Raw genomic sequence first — 14,291 nt, 5'->3', positions numbered from 1 at the left:
AATCAACGCCTTGGGTCAGTTGTGCACAGGGCCTAATCCTTCTCTTAATGTTTTTTAATCGGGACAAGTCCGTCACCGTTGAACTACATGCGGCCCAGTTCTGTGGACAAGTCCAGAAAAGCCCCCGCCACCATGCCGCCACCAGCCCCCCGGTTGAGCGTCACCGTTGAAAGCCACTTTGGCTACCGCCCCATCAGCTTCCCAACCCCGCCCAATTCGCAGAGGCCCCCCAAGAGGAAAGTCCCATGTGCTATTCCGCCTCCGTTGTCGCCGACCACCGCACCTTCCAGCGCATGTTCCCAACGTCCAGGTTGAGCCTTCAGGACTTCCACGAGCTGTACGGCAAGAGGAAAGAGCGCACAAAGCCCCTGCTGCGCACACCCCGCGTGATGGATGCGCTTTTCTCCAACCCTCAGTCAGACAAGGAACGAGAAATCCAAGAGCTGATCAAGGCCTTCTCAGAGGACGAGACAGCCGCGACGCAAAAGCTGGTCTTTGAGCAACGTGTCCGCCTGGCCGCTGCACAGCGCAAGCTGGCCGAGAAGCAAACCAAAGGTGCCCTTGAGGATGAACGGATTGCCACCGACAAGATCGCCGATGGCCTGGCCAAGCTCAAGGCACTGCAACGCACGGATCTGAGCGAGGGTGACGGCAGGATTTTTCCGCAGTGGTTTGCGCCCATCCTCATGTTTGAGGACGGTCAACCGGTGATACGGCCTATGCGCTACCAGTGCAGGCCTGCGGGGATGCCTGCCAAGATCGACCGCGAGTTGCCTGGTGTCTACAACGCGCGCTTTGACAGCTTGCGCAAGTTCTGGCGGGGCTTGTACGGTCGAACACACGGCGTGATGCTGGCAACCACCTTCTTCGAGAACGTCAAGCGCCACGACATGGAGCATCGTGAGTTGCTCCCCGGTGAAAAGCCAGAGAACGTGGTTCTTCGCTTTGAACCCCGCCAGCCGCACCCCATGTGGGTGGCCTGCCTTGTGTCGCATTGGACCCCGCTACCTGGCTCCAGTGAAGCGCCGCTTTGGTCCTTTTCGGCCATCACGAATGAACCGCCGCCTGAGGTGGCCAGCGCGGGACATGATCGCTGCATCGTGGAGCTGAGGCCTCAGAACGTGCAGGCCTGGCTGACCCCAGCGGGGCGATCACTCGATGAGCTGGACCAGCTCTTGCTCGACAAGGAACCGGCCTACTACGAGCACCGACTGGCCGCATAGCCAACCCCAGCCTCGAAGCGGCACGCGCACAGTGCGGCTGCTCTGAGACGCCATCGGCTTCAAGGGGCAATGGACATAGGGCTTCAATCGGCGTTCGACTCGATCTCCGCACATGGGCGGAAGCAGTGGCAGGAAATTTTGTGTCGGGCTACAATGTAGCCCACACTCCGGGAAGAATCATGACTGCCAATGCTGTTGTTCGTGCACGCATCGATGAGCACATAAAGGAAGAAGCAAGCGCCGTTCTTGCTGCAATGGGGCTGACTGTCTCCGACGCTTTCCGCATCATGCTGACCCGTGTCGCCCGCGAAAAGGCATTGCCATTCGAGCCTCTGATACCGAACGAAACCACCATTGCAGCCATGCGCGAAGCTCGCACCGGTAACCTCAAGAGCTTCGAGAGCGTTGGGGCGTTGATGGCAGACCTGCATGCGGAAGATTGACCCAACTGGTCAATTCAGGCGCGACTACAAACGAGAGGCCAAGGGCCAGCACCGGGCAACACTCGATGCCGACTTGGAGCCGGTTCTGGAGGCTCTGACAAGCGATCAGTCTCTAGAACCACGGCATCGTGACCATGCGCTTACGGGCGAGTGGAAGGATCATCGGGATTGTCACGTCAAGCCCGACCTGGTGCTGATCTATCGAAAGCCAGATGATGCGACGTTGCAACTCGTTCGCCTTGGCTCGCACAGCGAGCTAGGTCTGTAGCGCCTGTGGCGCCCTCCCCTGTCGCCTTAAAAAATGGAGCGCTGGGTCAATGTCGTGGGCATGAAGCTCACCGGCCCCGCCTGGGCATCGACGCTCAGCACGCCCTTATTGCAAGCCAGCCACAACAGCGAATCCACAGCCGCAATGCGGTCGCCGCTGGCCTGGGCGAGTCCTCTGGCCAGTGCCATACAGGCGGGGAATCGGAAACGCACCGCGCGCCGTGGCGTGTCCGGTATGCCGGTGAGGCGGCAGAACCAAATGTCGGGCTTGACTAGATCAGCCCCAAAATTCTTGGCAAGCTGGAACTGGGTGTCGTCTCCAATGAAGGGCAAAGCCCCGCACCAGTGCACCAATGCCTCGGGGCTCCCGGTGGCCAGCACCGGCTGCAGCCGCGCGAAATCCGCTTCCCGCTCATTCCAGGCACGCTCGATGGCCGCTGCCTTGGCACGGTAGCCGAAGGCCTCCACCACGGGCCTGCCAGCCTCTAACGCGTCCCAGACCTTTTTCTCGATGGTGCGTGCTGCCTGGGCCGACCGCCCGGCGCACAGGATGATCCAGATGACCTCGCTTGCCATCTTCTCGGGGCTCTCGGGTGGCAGCAACTCGTTGTTCGACCAGTCCAGCATCGCCTGTGCATCAGGGTCGTTTTCCAGCAGCCAGGTGCGCACATCGGCGTACATGCCGGCGCTGACACGGGTCTCAGGATCTGGAACCACCAGTGGGGATGTGCGTGCGGGCATGGGGGCCTCGAATCCTTCCGCTGCTCACCGCATCCTCAAGCCTACCGGGCAAAGTAGTTGCTGCTGAGATACAACATGTCCCGACCCGGCACTTTGCCCACGATGGTGGCGTAGGACCGGCCTGCCAACGGGCCATTTTTGAAACGGTAGTAAATCAGTGTGGCGGGCTCCTGCGCATTGGGGAAATAGTTCTCACCCCAAGCCTGGTAGGACTTGATTTTGAGCGACTGGTCATCGGTGTCAATCGAGTAGCCCCACTCAATATCGCCAGTGCGCTGCCCATCAATGTAGGTGCCTCCCCCCATGCCGCCGCTGCCATCGCAGGTAAACGAGCGAACGCCGTCCTCTGCAACACCTGCCATCAGAAACTTCCGGCCGCAAATCGAAACGGCGCCCCTATCGCCATCGGTCAACCTGGTGGTGACCTTGCGAGGCGTATCAACACCACCGACCGCGATCATGATCACAGCGTGGGCACGCTTACCGGGCCCAGATGACGTGGCTGCGGATGTGGGGGGCTTGGGCGCTGGCCGCTGAGTGGCCACGGGTGGGGCTTGAGGCGGTGGCGGTGCAGGAGGGGCAGGCGGTGCCGCGTAGGTCACACCTTCCGCCATTCGAGCAAGGTAGGCAGTCGCTTGAGAAGGGGACTTGCTGAAGTTGCTCACGACCTCAGGGTGCAGGCTGTTGCTCCTTGCAATATCCGATGCGATGCGCATTTTGACCTGATCAAACGACAAGGCGCCCTTTTCTGATCGGCCCCCTCTGGCGATGAATTTTTCCGCGTACGCAACAAACGTCGGGACATGGGTGGGCCTGTTGGTCAAAGTAACTGACCCACGGTAATGCGCCTGCGTCATCACCACATCAAGCGGCATGGTCGTTTCTGACGTGCGGCACGGCATGTTCACATCCGCCCCCTGTCTGAGCAATGTGTCCACGGCTGGCGCAGAAATCATGCTCTGGGCCAGCGCACAGAGTGGCGTGATCGTGTTCTGTGAATCGCCGATTAAGTTGCTGGCCCTAAGCCGCTCATTTGGGTTGAGCTGGCCCGAAAGCGCCATGTCCATCAAACGCTGGGGCTTTCCGAAAATCGCATCTTCTGCCGGGTAGCTGGCGCAACCAGCAAGCGAGGCAGCAAGGGCGCTCAATGCTGCACTCAGGACACGCGTTTGAAATTGCATGGTGGCTCCAGCCGTTGATCGGGTTATCGGTGATTGATTCTGCTATGACTCGCACGGAGTGCGATGGCCACACGTGTTGCACTTGCGACCCCGGCTCTTGCGCGCCTGGACACGACGCTGGATGACGTCAAGGTAGCGGGCAATCAACCGCTCGCAGAACACGTCATCCTTGAGATCGACACGCAGCGCCTTGTGCTCACCGGTATTGCGGTCGTTGACCACGGCAAATCCAAACGCGGCGGTCCGGTGCCCGTTTTGGCGTAGCAGCCAGGACTGCAGCGAAAGCTGGGCAATGTCGGTTTCATAGACGGCAAACCTGTCCCGGTTTTTATACTCTACGGGCACATGAAGCCCATCGCGGGTCCGGTAGACGCGATCCGGTCGGCCTGCCACCTTAAAAGGCGACTTGGCGTAGAGATCGTGCTCGACCTGGACCAGCTTGGCGCCCTCCAACTCTGCCGGGAGCCACTTGGGCACAAGCCCCTGCCAGAATCGGTACAGCCAGAAAGCCAGCGCGGCCAGTGCGGACACCATCACCAGGTTCGTCAAGAAGCTCATTTGCGCATCCCCAAGACCACAAGCGCCCTGTTGAGAACGCCGCGCGCCATCGCCGCTGCCCATGGCCTGTGCATCACGTGAGAGACCAACAAGGGGGACAAAGCGTAGTAGGTGCGCACCACGAACCGGCCCGCGAGCGTAGGGACAAGCACTCGATCACGCCATCCCCTGAGAAAGTCTGTCTCTGGGGCATCAGGGCCATACACAGCCGTCGCAATGAAACAGCGTCGGTCAATCGAAGCACGCGCCTTTCCCACGGTCTCAAAGCGCATGTGGGAGGCGGTGCCAGCAGCAGCTTTGGCGCGCACTTCACGCGGCCTTGCATCCCCCAACTCCCTGTCGAAAACGACCTTTTGCTCACAGTACGTGGCGGACACTATGTCGGTGACGCTGTGAAAATCCTTTGTCCGCTTTTTGCTCAAGCTGCCCTCACACCAATCAAACTCACCACAGGAAAAAGCCCGGTCAGGCGCGGGCATCTACAGCCACAATGGCGCCCAAGTCTTCATCGAGATCATGCCACCACCCAACATCAACGCGATCAGCATTTTGGGTTTGTGCGCCCCACGTAAACGCCAACCAATGACCACCATCTGGGCGAAAAAAAACCGCCACAGTGGCGGTTTCTCCGGGCAGTGCCCCAGTCTCAATCTGCGGCAATGATGGCTTGGCGGCGCAACTTCAAGGACGGGTTGCGTGCGGCCTGCTCAAGGCCTTCCCGCCGCTCCCTTGTGGTTGTTGGGAACTTGCCCTTCCCCATGCGGTTGACTGGGGGGCTTTTGCGGATGACTTCGCCGGCACGCTGACGCTCCAACTCTGAGAGGTGGTCCAGTAGTTTTGTGCGGATAGACATTGGCATGATGTGCGCCGGACATGCTTGGGCTGTGTCAAAACATGCGTGGGTCAAACACGAATGGCTCGCGCTCAACCACGAGCGTGATTTTGTCAAACGCTGCCACCTGTGGATTGATCAGCAGATTGAACTCACCTGGCTCGACAAATGAGGGCACCCACAGCCCCAGCGAATCACGGCTGGCCAGCCAGTCGTCGCCCATTTTTTGCGTCGCGCCCATATCGTTGCGCCAGTTTGTCGGAAGACCCAGGTCCACCGCAGTCAACAGGTGCGCCCCAGGCGGCAACTCAAGTTGCACAAGGGCCTGGTTTTTCAGAGCGTAGCCGTTGGCATGGACCCTTTTCTCCAACTGACACAGCGCCCTCGAACTGGCGCTGTAAACGATTTGAAGCGCACCCTTGGTGTGCCAACGCCCGCTGCTTAGGGTCGATCCGTACCCCAACTCCTTGAGCAAGGACGAGTCATCTGGTCGCGCGGGATTGCAATATCCGATTCGATAAACGGTGGTCACACTGCACCGCCGTACTTGAGCGCAATCAGGATCTCCTTGACGCGTTCTGCACCATAGCCAGACTTGGCCAGTTCCAGCGGGGTTTGACCATTGAGCATGGGATGGGCACTGCGCAACCATTGCGCCGCATCCTCCGGCGTTTCGAAAGTGTCTTCGGCCAAACTCGTCAATTCCAGCAACCGCAAGACTGTTTCTGCCGCGTGCATCGGCAGCGGTCGGTCCGTCGAAGCGTTCCGAAACGCGGTCGTACGGTCCACATCCACCAGCGAAGCCACTACACCCTTGCCCACCCCCAAATAATCGCTCAGGGCGGCCAGTGAGCGACTTGGAACGCCACGTTTGAGAATTTCATAGGCCGACTCTGACGACAAATGCCAAATTTCGTGGGCGGAGACCAAACCCGATCCAAAAAATGCTGTGATTGCATTCCCTTCTTCGGCTCTTTCCCTGTGCGCAGAAATCAGTATCTGTGTGAGGTCCTTATAGGCCTGCTCACGCTTTTTCTTAACGACAACTGTGTTGGAGGGGGGCGAAAAATAGGTAATCACGGCGGCGTCCTCATGGTGTTGCAATTACAACACCGTGCAGATGAAAATGCAACAGACTGGCCTCTGTGTCTACCTGCGACCCGTGCGTTCAGGTTTTGATTTGCGGGGCTGGGGCTTTCCCAGGGCATAGGCACGCCAATCGAAGTCCTCAGGCGCTGCCTCCGTCACCCGGTCCCGCACCTGCGGCTCTGCCCCCTTTTCAATGGCCTGGTCAAGGGTGAGAGGGGGCTTTTGGGGCTTCTCCAGCACGTCTTCAAGGTAACGCCCACAGAACTCGCATCGCCCCTCCCCCCAAGCCCCTCCGCTCCAGCGGTGACGCTCGCCCACGGGCTTGCCCGTCAACGGGCTACGCCCGCCGAAGACTCGACAACTGATCACGGTAGGCCTGCTCATAGGTGGGGATACGTCTGGTGAGTGCTCTTGCTGGCATCCGCCCTCTAGATGCGAGGGCGAACGTTCAGTGCGCAACTTACAGCGCTCAATAGGAGTCCCCAGAAATTCCTTCGAAGCTGGCCTTGCGCAAGTTCAGAGCAACCACGCGTTCCCACACCCTCCTGCACTCGCCGCACGTGATTTTCTGGCCTCGTTTCGTGGGAATCAGCCCTTCATGGCCTACTGCCGGGTCGTTTGCATCAATACCGCAAAGGGTGTCGTAATCGGGCCCAGAAACACCTGGTGCATGCCATGTGGCAACGCCATCAATCAAAACTCCAACTGCCTTGCTCATTGTGTGCACCTGTAAGTCATATCGGGCTCGACTGGGTTGTTTTGTAGTGGCCCCATGCCACTGCCGGTATTGACGTCCCTGCCGCCTGCAGAGCGACAAGGCGCTCCCCCTCGGTCATGGCATTCCACCAATTCATTCCGGCCAGATCATCAGGGCTGGGCTGACCCCATGATGGGACCTTGCTGTTGGAATCCACGACTTGGCTACCTCTCGACTCGCCATCCCCGGCCAAGGCCTCGCACACGCGATCTATCAAAGCCCCGGCATCCCCTTGTGTGCTCAGACCACGCGCAGCAAGCGCTACACGCAGCTTTTCCAGCCCCACTACAGGAAACGCCTCATCGGCGCCCGACAGCAGTCCGACAATGCTTTCGGCCAAAGCCTTTCGTGAAGCGTTGTCGGTGTAGCGCCAGTCGTAGTTGATGTGCACATACACGAAGTCCCCACCCAAACGGATATCGACGCCACCCATGAGGTCGTAGCCCACCTCGATGCCACGGGCAACTTCCTTGTACTCGACCACGCGCAGCAAACTGCCATCAGTATTGCGTTCAGGGACAAGCGGCAGGCTCATGCTTCACCTTGAGTGGTGGACCAAAGGACAGATGAGCCGCGACGTGTCCACGAAATGAGCCCCTTCTTGCGCAGCGCCTGCAAACGGCGGTCCACCACCCTGAACTCATCGCCAGGTTGGCTTATGAGCAGCTTGGCTTGAGCGTCCAGAGCCTTGGTCAATGCCGCTGCCGTGTTGGTGCCGTTGTCCAGCAGTTCCAGTAGCTTCTTGTCGAATTCGGTGTAATCACGTGCTGCGATGATCATGTCGTTCCTTTGCCAATAGCTACCTTAAGGTCAGCCAAAGCGGCTTCTCCTGCGCGCTTCCAGCGGCCCACGTCATCCGCTACCCAGACCTCACCCGTCTCCAAGTCCACCGACGCCCACTTGCCAGGGCAGCGGGTACTTGTCGTCAGGACCACCTCGCGATCCAACTCGGGAACGCTGCGGCCTGACTTGAGGGCACGCCCACGTGTGACGCGCATCCAGTGCAAATGGCCATGACGCTGGATCTGGCCGCTCTTTGCGGCGTCGCCGATGAGTGCTTGCGCAATCGCATCAGCGCGCTCTTGGCTGCGGGGGTTGGTCAACGGATAGAGCTGCTCGGCCACACCTGAGCGTCGAAAGGGCTCCTGACCCACCGAATCAAGAAAGTGCGAGAACACCCTCAGGTGACTGGTACTCGGTTTAACTGTCATTGGCTGCTGTCCTTTTCCTTCGTTGACTCAGGCACTTCGTCGCGGTTTCTATCCATGCCAGAGCTGGCTCCAGCACGCAAAGTCACTGCGTCTATGGGTTTGCTATACAGCCAACCCTGAACTAACTCCACCCCTTGCTGCCTGAGGTACGCGGCCTGTTCTTCTGTCTCAACACCCTCCGCGATGATCTTGAGCTTGAGGCCCTGGGCCATGGCGATGATGTGCCCGATGACGCTGCTGGTCACCGAGTTGGTGCCCACGGTCTGGACGAACACGCGGTCAATTTTCAGGGCATCAAGTTCAACACTCGCCAGGTGAGACAGACTGGAGTAGCCGGTACCAAAATCGTCAATGGAGACCTTCACACCGATCTCACGCATGCGCGCCACATTGCGCCGTGTCGTTTCGAGGTCCATGAACACGCGTTCAGTTGCCTCAACGTGGATGCGATCAGGGGCAATCCTCAGGTGCTTGACCATCGAGTCGAGCTTTTCGATCACCAGCGGGTTGGCAAAGTCCTGGGCTGAGAAGTTGATGGAAAGAAAAAACCCCTTGTGCCCATAAAAAAGCTGCGCTGCATCGCGCTCGATCAACTCCAGAACCCGCATGGTGATTTCGCAAATCTGCCCAGAATCCTCTGCGATGGGGATGAAGGTGTCAGGCCCGATCATTTCGCCGTTGTCCCTGCGCCAGCGTACCAACGCCTCTGCACCAACCCATGCTCCAGTCTTCAACTCCACGATGGGCTGGTAGACCACGAAAAATTCGTTCTTGCGCAGCCCCGCCTTGAGAAGTGAAGGCATTGAGGATTGGTTGCGCAGAAAAAGCAGCACCGCCACAGAAATGAGACCCCCGGCAATCAAGCCCACCGGAACCAGAACCAACAGCGTCTGGCGAACCATCCCCTCCACCCCGTAAGCCGACACAGAAGCGAATGCCGAGTAGTCGTACTGATCTGAGTGTTTCCAAGCCAAAACCGCTCCGTCTACTGAGACCACCCCCTGACTGGCTGAGCGTATGTGAGGTAGCCACCGGTCATCGAACACACCGGCAACGGCAATCGGAACCCCGCTGTTCAACCCGACCAGGCCATGTGTTTCACCTATCTTGTGGCTTGTGAAATCGAGCATGGTGTCCGGGTGCACCAACGTGGTGAACCCTGTCCAGGCGTCTGTGGTCATGGTGATGGGCACACCCTCGACACCTGGGTGGGAAGCATTGATGCGAATGAGGTGGCCCGATGGGCTGTGGTAACTGGGCTCTCCAACTTCAAGCGGCTCACTACCAAACGATGAACACATGAGGGCGTTATCTGAAACGTGGCCAACATCAAGCAACAAGTTCATGCCCATCACCAGGTCACGCATCTTGCGAATGCTCACCGCAGAGCATGGCCCCGCGCTGGTAAGGCTTCCCAATTGCTGGAGTGCGGACGCAATCTGGGCGCTTATTTTTGTGGACCTTTGAATCTGGAGTTCGGAGCGCTCCATCGCAAGTTCCTTCACCCGCATCTGACCATGAACACCCGCCAGCCATGCGGAAATGGCCACCGGCACAAGCATGCCGAAGGAGATTGCAACCATGAGTGCGTATCGGCTGAAGAGAAATTTCATGTTCTGAACCGTTCTCATCGACCTACCCGACGCTTCCAATTTGATGCGCCATCATTAGACTGGCCCACCCTGAACCCGCCCACCGTTTTCGTCCAGCGAATAGGCAACGCCAACCGACTCACCAGGTCGCAATTCGGACATGGCCTTGTCCACCTGTACCTGTGCCTGCGCAGTCACCATTGCGATGGTTCTTTCAAAATCGGCCGGGTCAGGATACCGCTCCCGGCACACGGAAACGAACTGTTCACGGCTCAAACCCGTCATCTGCCCAGCCAAGGTGGTCATGAACAGGTCTGCAAATTTCTCGTAGGGGTCACTCATCCGCGCACCTCTGCAACCTCAGACCAACGTGTGACGGCGCCGTCTTGACCAAGTGGCTCCAATCCTTCATCCAACGCCCCACACGCCAGCATCACAGTACGCGGCACTTTGTCTGGGCTGCGCAGGTAGCTTGCGTAGGTTGCACGGCTGACTCCAAGAGCAGCAGCACCACTGACGTAGGTGTGCCGGTGGCGCTTGTGCCAAACGGTGATGTTTCGCACGCACTGTCCGATGGATACGCCCTGGCAGGCCAGGCCGATCACGCGGGGCAGACTCGGCCGCTTGAGGTACTTCCAGAACATCGTTCTCCCCAACCCAAGAGACTCTGCCGCCTGCTCATAGGTAAAGCCATGACTCTTCTGCCAATCCGACAAAGCTTCGTTCATAACCTCTTTCATTGCACCCTTAATGCCCACCTCAAGCCCACAAAACAGGGCGATGAACATCAATAAATAAACACTCAATGCCATTGCAGTTGTACACGTATTGGGCATCAAAGATGCCCCACAACATCAGCGACGCAGGATTGCACACGCGGCGCAAAATGAACGCCCAGCTTGGCACCCAAGCGACCCATCTGTTACAACTCCACCGCATGAGCGCCGCACAAACCAGCGACCCCAGCACGCCACGAATCAACCCCTGGCCTTGGCAGCACCGCAAGAAAACCACGGTTGCACTCATGCGCTCGCCCAACCACCAATGTTGGATCAGGGTGACGCACCACACAGGGGTGCAAAAGCTTGTTCCATGGCCCGTATTCAAGGGCTGGGACACCGCTCTGCCTGAAGCCTGCGGCACACCCGACCACGCACTGCAGGGCTACTCCGTGCCTGACATGGTTCCTGCACTGGCCGCATTGCGAAAGCTTGGCTTTTCCTCGCCCCTGGTGACACGCTGGCCCGAAATCCTCAAGCTGCTGCCCCCACGGTGAAAATCGAGGCCGCATCACCGCGCCTTCTTGTGACGCGCCTGAGTGCAGCTTCATCGGGCCAGTCAGATCAATTCAACTGCCAGATCGAACGGATCGAATCCAGGCAAAGCAAACATTTCAGCCACACGGGCCCGCACTAGATCGCACTGCGCCGGGGTGAAGATGGGCGCACCTGAGTGGACGTTGATGATGGTCTCCGGGCTGTCGTCAAAGTGGAACAACAGCCCATCCGCGTACAACGCGCGGATGAACACTTCAGCACCCTCCCTGCTGACGATTGGCGCGCTCATGTACAAGGGAGCATCAGCCAAATCGCCACCACCAACCCCACTGTGATTCGTCGTCAATTCGGACATGGCGGCACCTTAGTGGGACTGGACAGAGGGAGAGGCCTGGCGAGCATTGAGAACATCACGGGCCAGTTTCTGACCCACGCTCAACACCAAGTCATGGGCAAAACCAGCAGCTCCAGCGAGCGCATCTACGCCCCGATCAATCCGCCCCCGAATGACATGGGCGCCAGGCACCGTCCCCACCAGTTCAATATCACCCATCGCATCTTCCACGAGCGCGACTCGCAACAACTTGCGGTCCATGCCGTAGCCGATCTCGCGGATAAACACATCGGCCACTCCATCGCGCGACCAGCCGCGCTGAGACAAAGAATGACCCACTAAAGCACGGGTCTGGTGAGGCGATTTTGCAGAAGTTGAGTGACGCATGTGTGTTTTGTGTAGTCCGATTAGTGAACTATAGAACAAATCTACAACAATTGCAAACACAATCCACAGCACTCGACGCCGAAGGCGGATGGTCAAATCATGTTGGCGTCTGCTGCGCGTGATCGTTGAGTCGAAACAGGATGCGCACCTCTTCTCCCAATAGGTACGGCTCACAGCTCACAACACCCCGCGCGACCAGCGCCACCATCACCGCACAAGCCGCCTCGTGCCCCCCGAAAGCCGCCTCAGCGTCCTCCATGACAAAGCCTTGCCTCTCCCCCAAATCTGTGAGCACAGCCTTCACGAAAGGCTTGAGAACCTTCAAGCACACGTCAACAGGATCGTTCATGATGGACACCTTTGCTCAATCACAACCGGCCGCAGAAGCGGGCTAATACGCAGACCTCAGGCGTGCATAAACTCAAAAGCACACCGGTACCTTCGCCCCAAACTCTCAGCCACCTCCACATCCAGAGCGGCAAGTCGCTTTGGCTCCATCATGTCGTCCAGATCGGCCACCTTCACAAGTGCGGCGCGAGGCACCGCCTTCACTGCGGCCAGGTAATGCATGTAGTCCTGACTGGGGTCGCGCGTGAGTATCTTCACCAAATCCACCGACGCTTGAGGCACACCAGCAGCAAGTAAATCCTCGGCACTAGCCTTCCCGTTTTCGATTGCCTCGTGAAGCAAGGCCGCAATCTGCTGGCTCCGGTCACCTTGCGCACGCATGGTGCGTATGAACACGCCAGCCAAATGGTCAATGTAGGGGCGACCAGCCTTGTCCTTCTGTCCTGCGTGTAACCGTGCAGCAAGCTGGTAGGCAGACAAAATGTTCATGATCGACTCCCGCGTGAAAGTCCTGAAAGCGGACCAGCACCAGACTGCTCAATCACCAGCGCTCGCCACAGATCCAGCCCGCGTAGTGGCTTGGCCTGCATCGCTCGGCGCTCCAGGATCGCTTTCGAGCGTGCACCAAATGAAACCTCGTGAAGCCAGTTAAGGTGCTCGGTGTCCAAAGCACTCAGAAGTGGCCTCGCCTGACTGAACGATACCCAAACGCACCAAACGCCTGTCATGACACACAGAATGAGGACCACGGGATACCCTGCCCTGCCCTGCTGTTGAGCATCGAATGCCATCGAAACGACAACCAGCATCATCGCAGCGGCCATGGCGCCGTAGACCACTGGAAAAAAGGGATGATGCTCACCAATGAATGCGCTTGCCTTGCGAGGCCAAGCTCGGCGGACTCCTGAAGAAGCAAGCCTTGAATCAGTCATAGATTTCACCTTTGGAAATGAACCACTCTTGCGCCGCAGCAATTCTCAAGCCGCACCCTCAGCTACAAGCCCAATGAGCTTCCCAGGTGAGGTATCGAGTTGGGGTTCTGCGCGCGGCCTCAGCAAGGCGTGTTTTGTGCAAGCGGACCAAATGAAAGCATCACGCAGTGCTTTGGCAAGACGCGGATTGCCAGCCTCCAGTTCACGCAGCGTCTCGTACGACCAGACGTAGACCACAGCCTTTTCACTGACGACAAGCACATCACATGGAGACCTGTTGAACAAGGCGCTCCCCATGCAATAGGTCAACTCGCCCCAGAACGTGCCCAATGAGCGAACACTGGAAGGCAAATCGTGCCTGACTTCACTGCAACGCCCAGAGACCAGCAACATCAGCGACGTTGTTGCCTCCCCCGACGAAAGAACCGCCTCTCCCTGTGAGAACCCCCTCTCATCCACCTTGGCCACAAGCTGCGCCCAGTCTCTGCTGTGCATGTGAGGAAAACTTTCAACCAAAATTGCCCGCTGATCTGGTGGCAGCGAAACCTCAAGAGAGCCCCGAATTTCAAGAACTGCAAAAACGAGGTTTTGAATGAGGAAGACAGTCATCCAAAAAAGAACCGGCCACAAGTTCTGATTCGGTGGCATGTTCATGTGGACGTAGCCGTTGTAGACCAGGCCAACGAACAATCCCAAAACGGCAAACAGGCGCAGCCGGATCATGCTTCGCTGCGAGTAGCCGACAAACGAAATAGCAAACGACAGGTGCCCCAGGAAATAGAAAAAACCCTGGATACCGAATTGGTGCCAGATCACCAGCCCAAGCACCAAAGTTGCATTTGGCACGACAAGAAGAAGGGTTTTGCTCAGGGCCATCATCAGCAACGCCCCGTCAAAGCCGTCCTTGCCTTCGCGTCATACAACTCGACAACACCCCACTGGCCAGGGGGGAGAAGCATGAAACACCCGGAGGCATCGAACAGTTGCAGAACGCCACCCTCCACACGGCACGATTGGGCCATCACGTGGCGTGCAAAAGGGGGTCTCCTCGTTTTCAGTGCAATAAGTGACGGTACGCAAAGCTAGCACTGGCGCGGGGGTGGTCTGGGTAGACCGTTG

Annotated in this window: 22 protein-coding genes; 5 read left to right on the top strand and 17 right to left on the bottom strand. The window is 58.3% G+C overall.

The features are described from left to right. The first annotated feature begins 245 nt into the window (after nucleotides 1-245). From ACFQU0_RS17920 to ACFQU0_RS17910, 3 genes are all read left to right on the top strand, one after another. On the top strand, nucleotides 246-1,223 hold the full coding sequence (locus tag ACFQU0_RS17920; protein ID WP_382203094.1) for an SOS response-associated peptidase family protein: 978 nt from the start codon (nucleotides 246-248) through the stop codon (nucleotides 1,221-1,223). A 179-nt stretch (nucleotides 1,224-1,402) separates the two neighbouring features. Continuing rightward, nucleotides 1,403-1,666, top strand: coding sequence for a type II toxin-antitoxin system RelB/DinJ family antitoxin (locus ACFQU0_RS17915; protein WP_382203093.1), 264 nt, complete (start codon nucleotides 1,403-1,405; stop codon nucleotides 1,664-1,666). After that, nucleotides 1,653-1,934 carry a type II toxin-antitoxin system YafQ family toxin gene (locus ACFQU0_RS17910; protein WP_382203092.1) on the top strand — a complete coding sequence of 94 codons (282 nt, stop codon included), beginning with the start codon at nucleotides 1,653-1,655 and terminating at the stop codon, nucleotides 1,932-1,934. Before ACFQU0_RS17915 ends, ACFQU0_RS17910 begins: the two co-directional genes overlap by 14 nt. Nucleotides 1,935-1,960: 26 nt before the next feature. On the opposite strand, the gene ACFQU0_RS17905 is transcribed toward ACFQU0_RS17910, so the two are convergent. From ACFQU0_RS17905 to ACFQU0_RS17890, 4 genes are read right to left on the bottom strand one after another with little or no spacing between them, the layout of a single operon-like run. Continuing rightward, entirely contained in the window at nucleotides 1,961-2,674 is a 714-nt protein-coding gene (locus tag ACFQU0_RS17905) for a hypothetical protein (protein ID WP_382203091.1), read from the bottom strand. 41 nt (nucleotides 2,675-2,715) lie between these two features. Beyond that, complete coding sequence (locus ACFQU0_RS17900; protein ID WP_382203090.1) at nucleotides 2,716-3,855, bottom strand: hypothetical protein; 1,140 nt, start codon at nucleotides 3,853-3,855, stop codon at nucleotides 2,716-2,718. A gap of 42 nt (nucleotides 3,856-3,897) precedes the next feature. Continuing rightward, nucleotides 3,898-4,476 (bottom strand): PD-(D/E)XK nuclease family protein, encoded by a 579-nt coding sequence (locus tag ACFQU0_RS17895; protein ID WP_382203089.1) that lies wholly within the window; start codon nucleotides 4,474-4,476, stop codon nucleotides 3,898-3,900. Continuing rightward, nucleotides 4,410-4,685 (bottom strand): CFI-box-CTERM domain-containing protein, encoded by a 276-nt coding sequence (locus tag ACFQU0_RS17890; RefSeq protein WP_382203132.1) that lies wholly within the window; start codon nucleotides 4,683-4,685, stop codon nucleotides 4,410-4,412. The genes ACFQU0_RS17895 and ACFQU0_RS17890 overlap by 67 nt, the downstream gene beginning before the upstream one ends. Before the next feature lie 142 nt (nucleotides 4,686-4,827). Here ACFQU0_RS17890 and ACFQU0_RS17885 point away from each other — a divergent pair, with 142 nt between their 5' ends. Then, on the top strand, nucleotides 4,828-5,076 hold the full coding sequence (locus tag ACFQU0_RS17885) for a hypothetical protein (protein ID WP_382203088.1): 249 nt from the start codon (nucleotides 4,828-4,830) through the stop codon (nucleotides 5,074-5,076). A gap of 224 nt (nucleotides 5,077-5,300) precedes the next feature. On the opposite strand, the gene ACFQU0_RS17880 is transcribed toward ACFQU0_RS17885, so the two are convergent. From ACFQU0_RS17880 to ACFQU0_RS17845, 8 genes are all read right to left on the bottom strand, one after another. Beyond that, the gene (locus ACFQU0_RS17880) at nucleotides 5,301-5,720 is read right to left on the bottom strand and encodes an RES family NAD+ phosphorylase (RefSeq protein WP_382203087.1); all 420 of its coding nucleotides are present in this window, start codon (nucleotides 5,718-5,720) and stop codon (nucleotides 5,301-5,303) included. A 53-nt stretch (nucleotides 5,721-5,773) separates the two neighbouring features. Beyond that, nucleotides 5,774-6,325, bottom strand: coding sequence for an antitoxin Xre/MbcA/ParS toxin-binding domain-containing protein (locus tag ACFQU0_RS17875; RefSeq protein ID WP_382203086.1), 552 nt, complete (start codon nucleotides 6,323-6,325; stop codon nucleotides 5,774-5,776). A 743-nt stretch (nucleotides 6,326-7,068) separates the two neighbouring features. After that, entirely contained in the window at nucleotides 7,069-7,626 is a 558-nt protein-coding gene (locus ACFQU0_RS17870) for an SAP domain-containing protein (protein ID WP_382203085.1), read from the bottom strand. After that, entirely contained in the window at nucleotides 7,623-7,871 is a 249-nt protein-coding gene (locus ACFQU0_RS17865) for a hypothetical protein (protein WP_382203084.1), read from the bottom strand. Before ACFQU0_RS17865 ends, ACFQU0_RS17870 begins: the two co-directional genes overlap by 4 nt. Continuing rightward, entirely contained in the window at nucleotides 7,868-8,302 is a 435-nt protein-coding gene (locus tag ACFQU0_RS17860) for a hypothetical protein (protein WP_382203083.1), read from the bottom strand. Before ACFQU0_RS17860 ends, ACFQU0_RS17865 begins: the two co-directional genes overlap by 4 nt. Continuing rightward, nucleotides 8,299-9,915 (bottom strand): EAL domain-containing protein, encoded by a 1,617-nt coding sequence (locus tag ACFQU0_RS17855; RefSeq protein WP_382203082.1) that lies wholly within the window; start codon nucleotides 9,913-9,915, stop codon nucleotides 8,299-8,301. Before ACFQU0_RS17855 ends, ACFQU0_RS17860 begins: the two co-directional genes overlap by 4 nt. A 54-nt stretch (nucleotides 9,916-9,969) precedes the next feature. Then, nucleotides 9,970-10,236 carry a hypothetical protein gene (locus ACFQU0_RS17850; protein ID WP_382203081.1) on the bottom strand — a complete coding sequence of 89 codons (267 nt, stop codon included), beginning with the start codon at nucleotides 10,234-10,236 and terminating at the stop codon, nucleotides 9,970-9,972. Next, nucleotides 10,233-10,706: a hypothetical protein gene (locus ACFQU0_RS17845; protein ID WP_382203080.1), complete on the bottom strand. Its 474-nt coding sequence runs from the start codon at nucleotides 10,704-10,706 to the stop codon at nucleotides 10,233-10,235. Before ACFQU0_RS17845 ends, ACFQU0_RS17850 begins: the two co-directional genes overlap by 4 nt. A gap of 125 nt (nucleotides 10,707-10,831) precedes the next feature. Here ACFQU0_RS17845 and ACFQU0_RS17840 point away from each other — a divergent pair, with 125 nt between their 5' ends. Further along, the gene (locus ACFQU0_RS17840; protein ID WP_382203079.1) at nucleotides 10,832-11,170 is read left to right on the top strand and encodes a hypothetical protein; all 339 of its coding nucleotides are present in this window, start codon (nucleotides 10,832-10,834) and stop codon (nucleotides 11,168-11,170) included. 62 nt (nucleotides 11,171-11,232) lie between these two features. On the opposite strand, the gene ACFQU0_RS17835 is transcribed toward ACFQU0_RS17840, so the two are convergent. The 5 genes from ACFQU0_RS17835 to ACFQU0_RS17815 form a co-directional block, all read right to left on the bottom strand. Next, nucleotides 11,233-11,526, bottom strand: coding sequence for a hypothetical protein (locus ACFQU0_RS17835; protein ID WP_382203078.1), 294 nt, complete (start codon nucleotides 11,524-11,526; stop codon nucleotides 11,233-11,235). 9 nt (nucleotides 11,527-11,535) lie between these two features. Continuing rightward, nucleotides 11,536-11,988, bottom strand: a complete 453-nt coding sequence (locus tag ACFQU0_RS17830) for a hypothetical protein (RefSeq protein WP_382203077.1) — start codon at nucleotides 11,986-11,988, stop codon at nucleotides 11,536-11,538. Nucleotide 11,989: 1 nt separating this feature from the next. Beyond that, nucleotides 11,990-12,241: a hypothetical protein gene (locus tag ACFQU0_RS17825; protein ID WP_382203076.1), complete on the bottom strand. Its 252-nt coding sequence runs from the start codon at nucleotides 12,239-12,241 to the stop codon at nucleotides 11,990-11,992. Between the two features lie 56 nt (nucleotides 12,242-12,297). Further along, a complete protein-coding gene (locus tag ACFQU0_RS17820) occupies nucleotides 12,298-12,729 on the bottom strand; it encodes an HD domain-containing protein (protein WP_382203075.1) in 432 nt (143 codons plus the stop codon). 488 nt (nucleotides 12,730-13,217) lie between these two features. Next, nucleotides 13,218-14,051 carry a cyclic nucleotide-binding domain-containing protein gene (locus ACFQU0_RS17815; protein WP_382203074.1) on the bottom strand — a complete coding sequence of 278 codons (834 nt, stop codon included), beginning with the start codon at nucleotides 14,049-14,051 and terminating at the stop codon, nucleotides 13,218-13,220. Nucleotides 14,052-14,291: the final 240 nt, after the last annotated feature.

This window comes from Hydrogenophaga defluvii, assembly GCF_042665235.1.
Lineage (GTDB): Bacteria > Pseudomonadota > Gammaproteobacteria > Burkholderiales > Burkholderiaceae_C > Hydrogenophaga > Hydrogenophaga defluvii_A.
The sequence above is the reverse complement of the archived record's forward strand: the minus strand, read 5'-3'. Positions and strand labels throughout refer to the sequence as shown.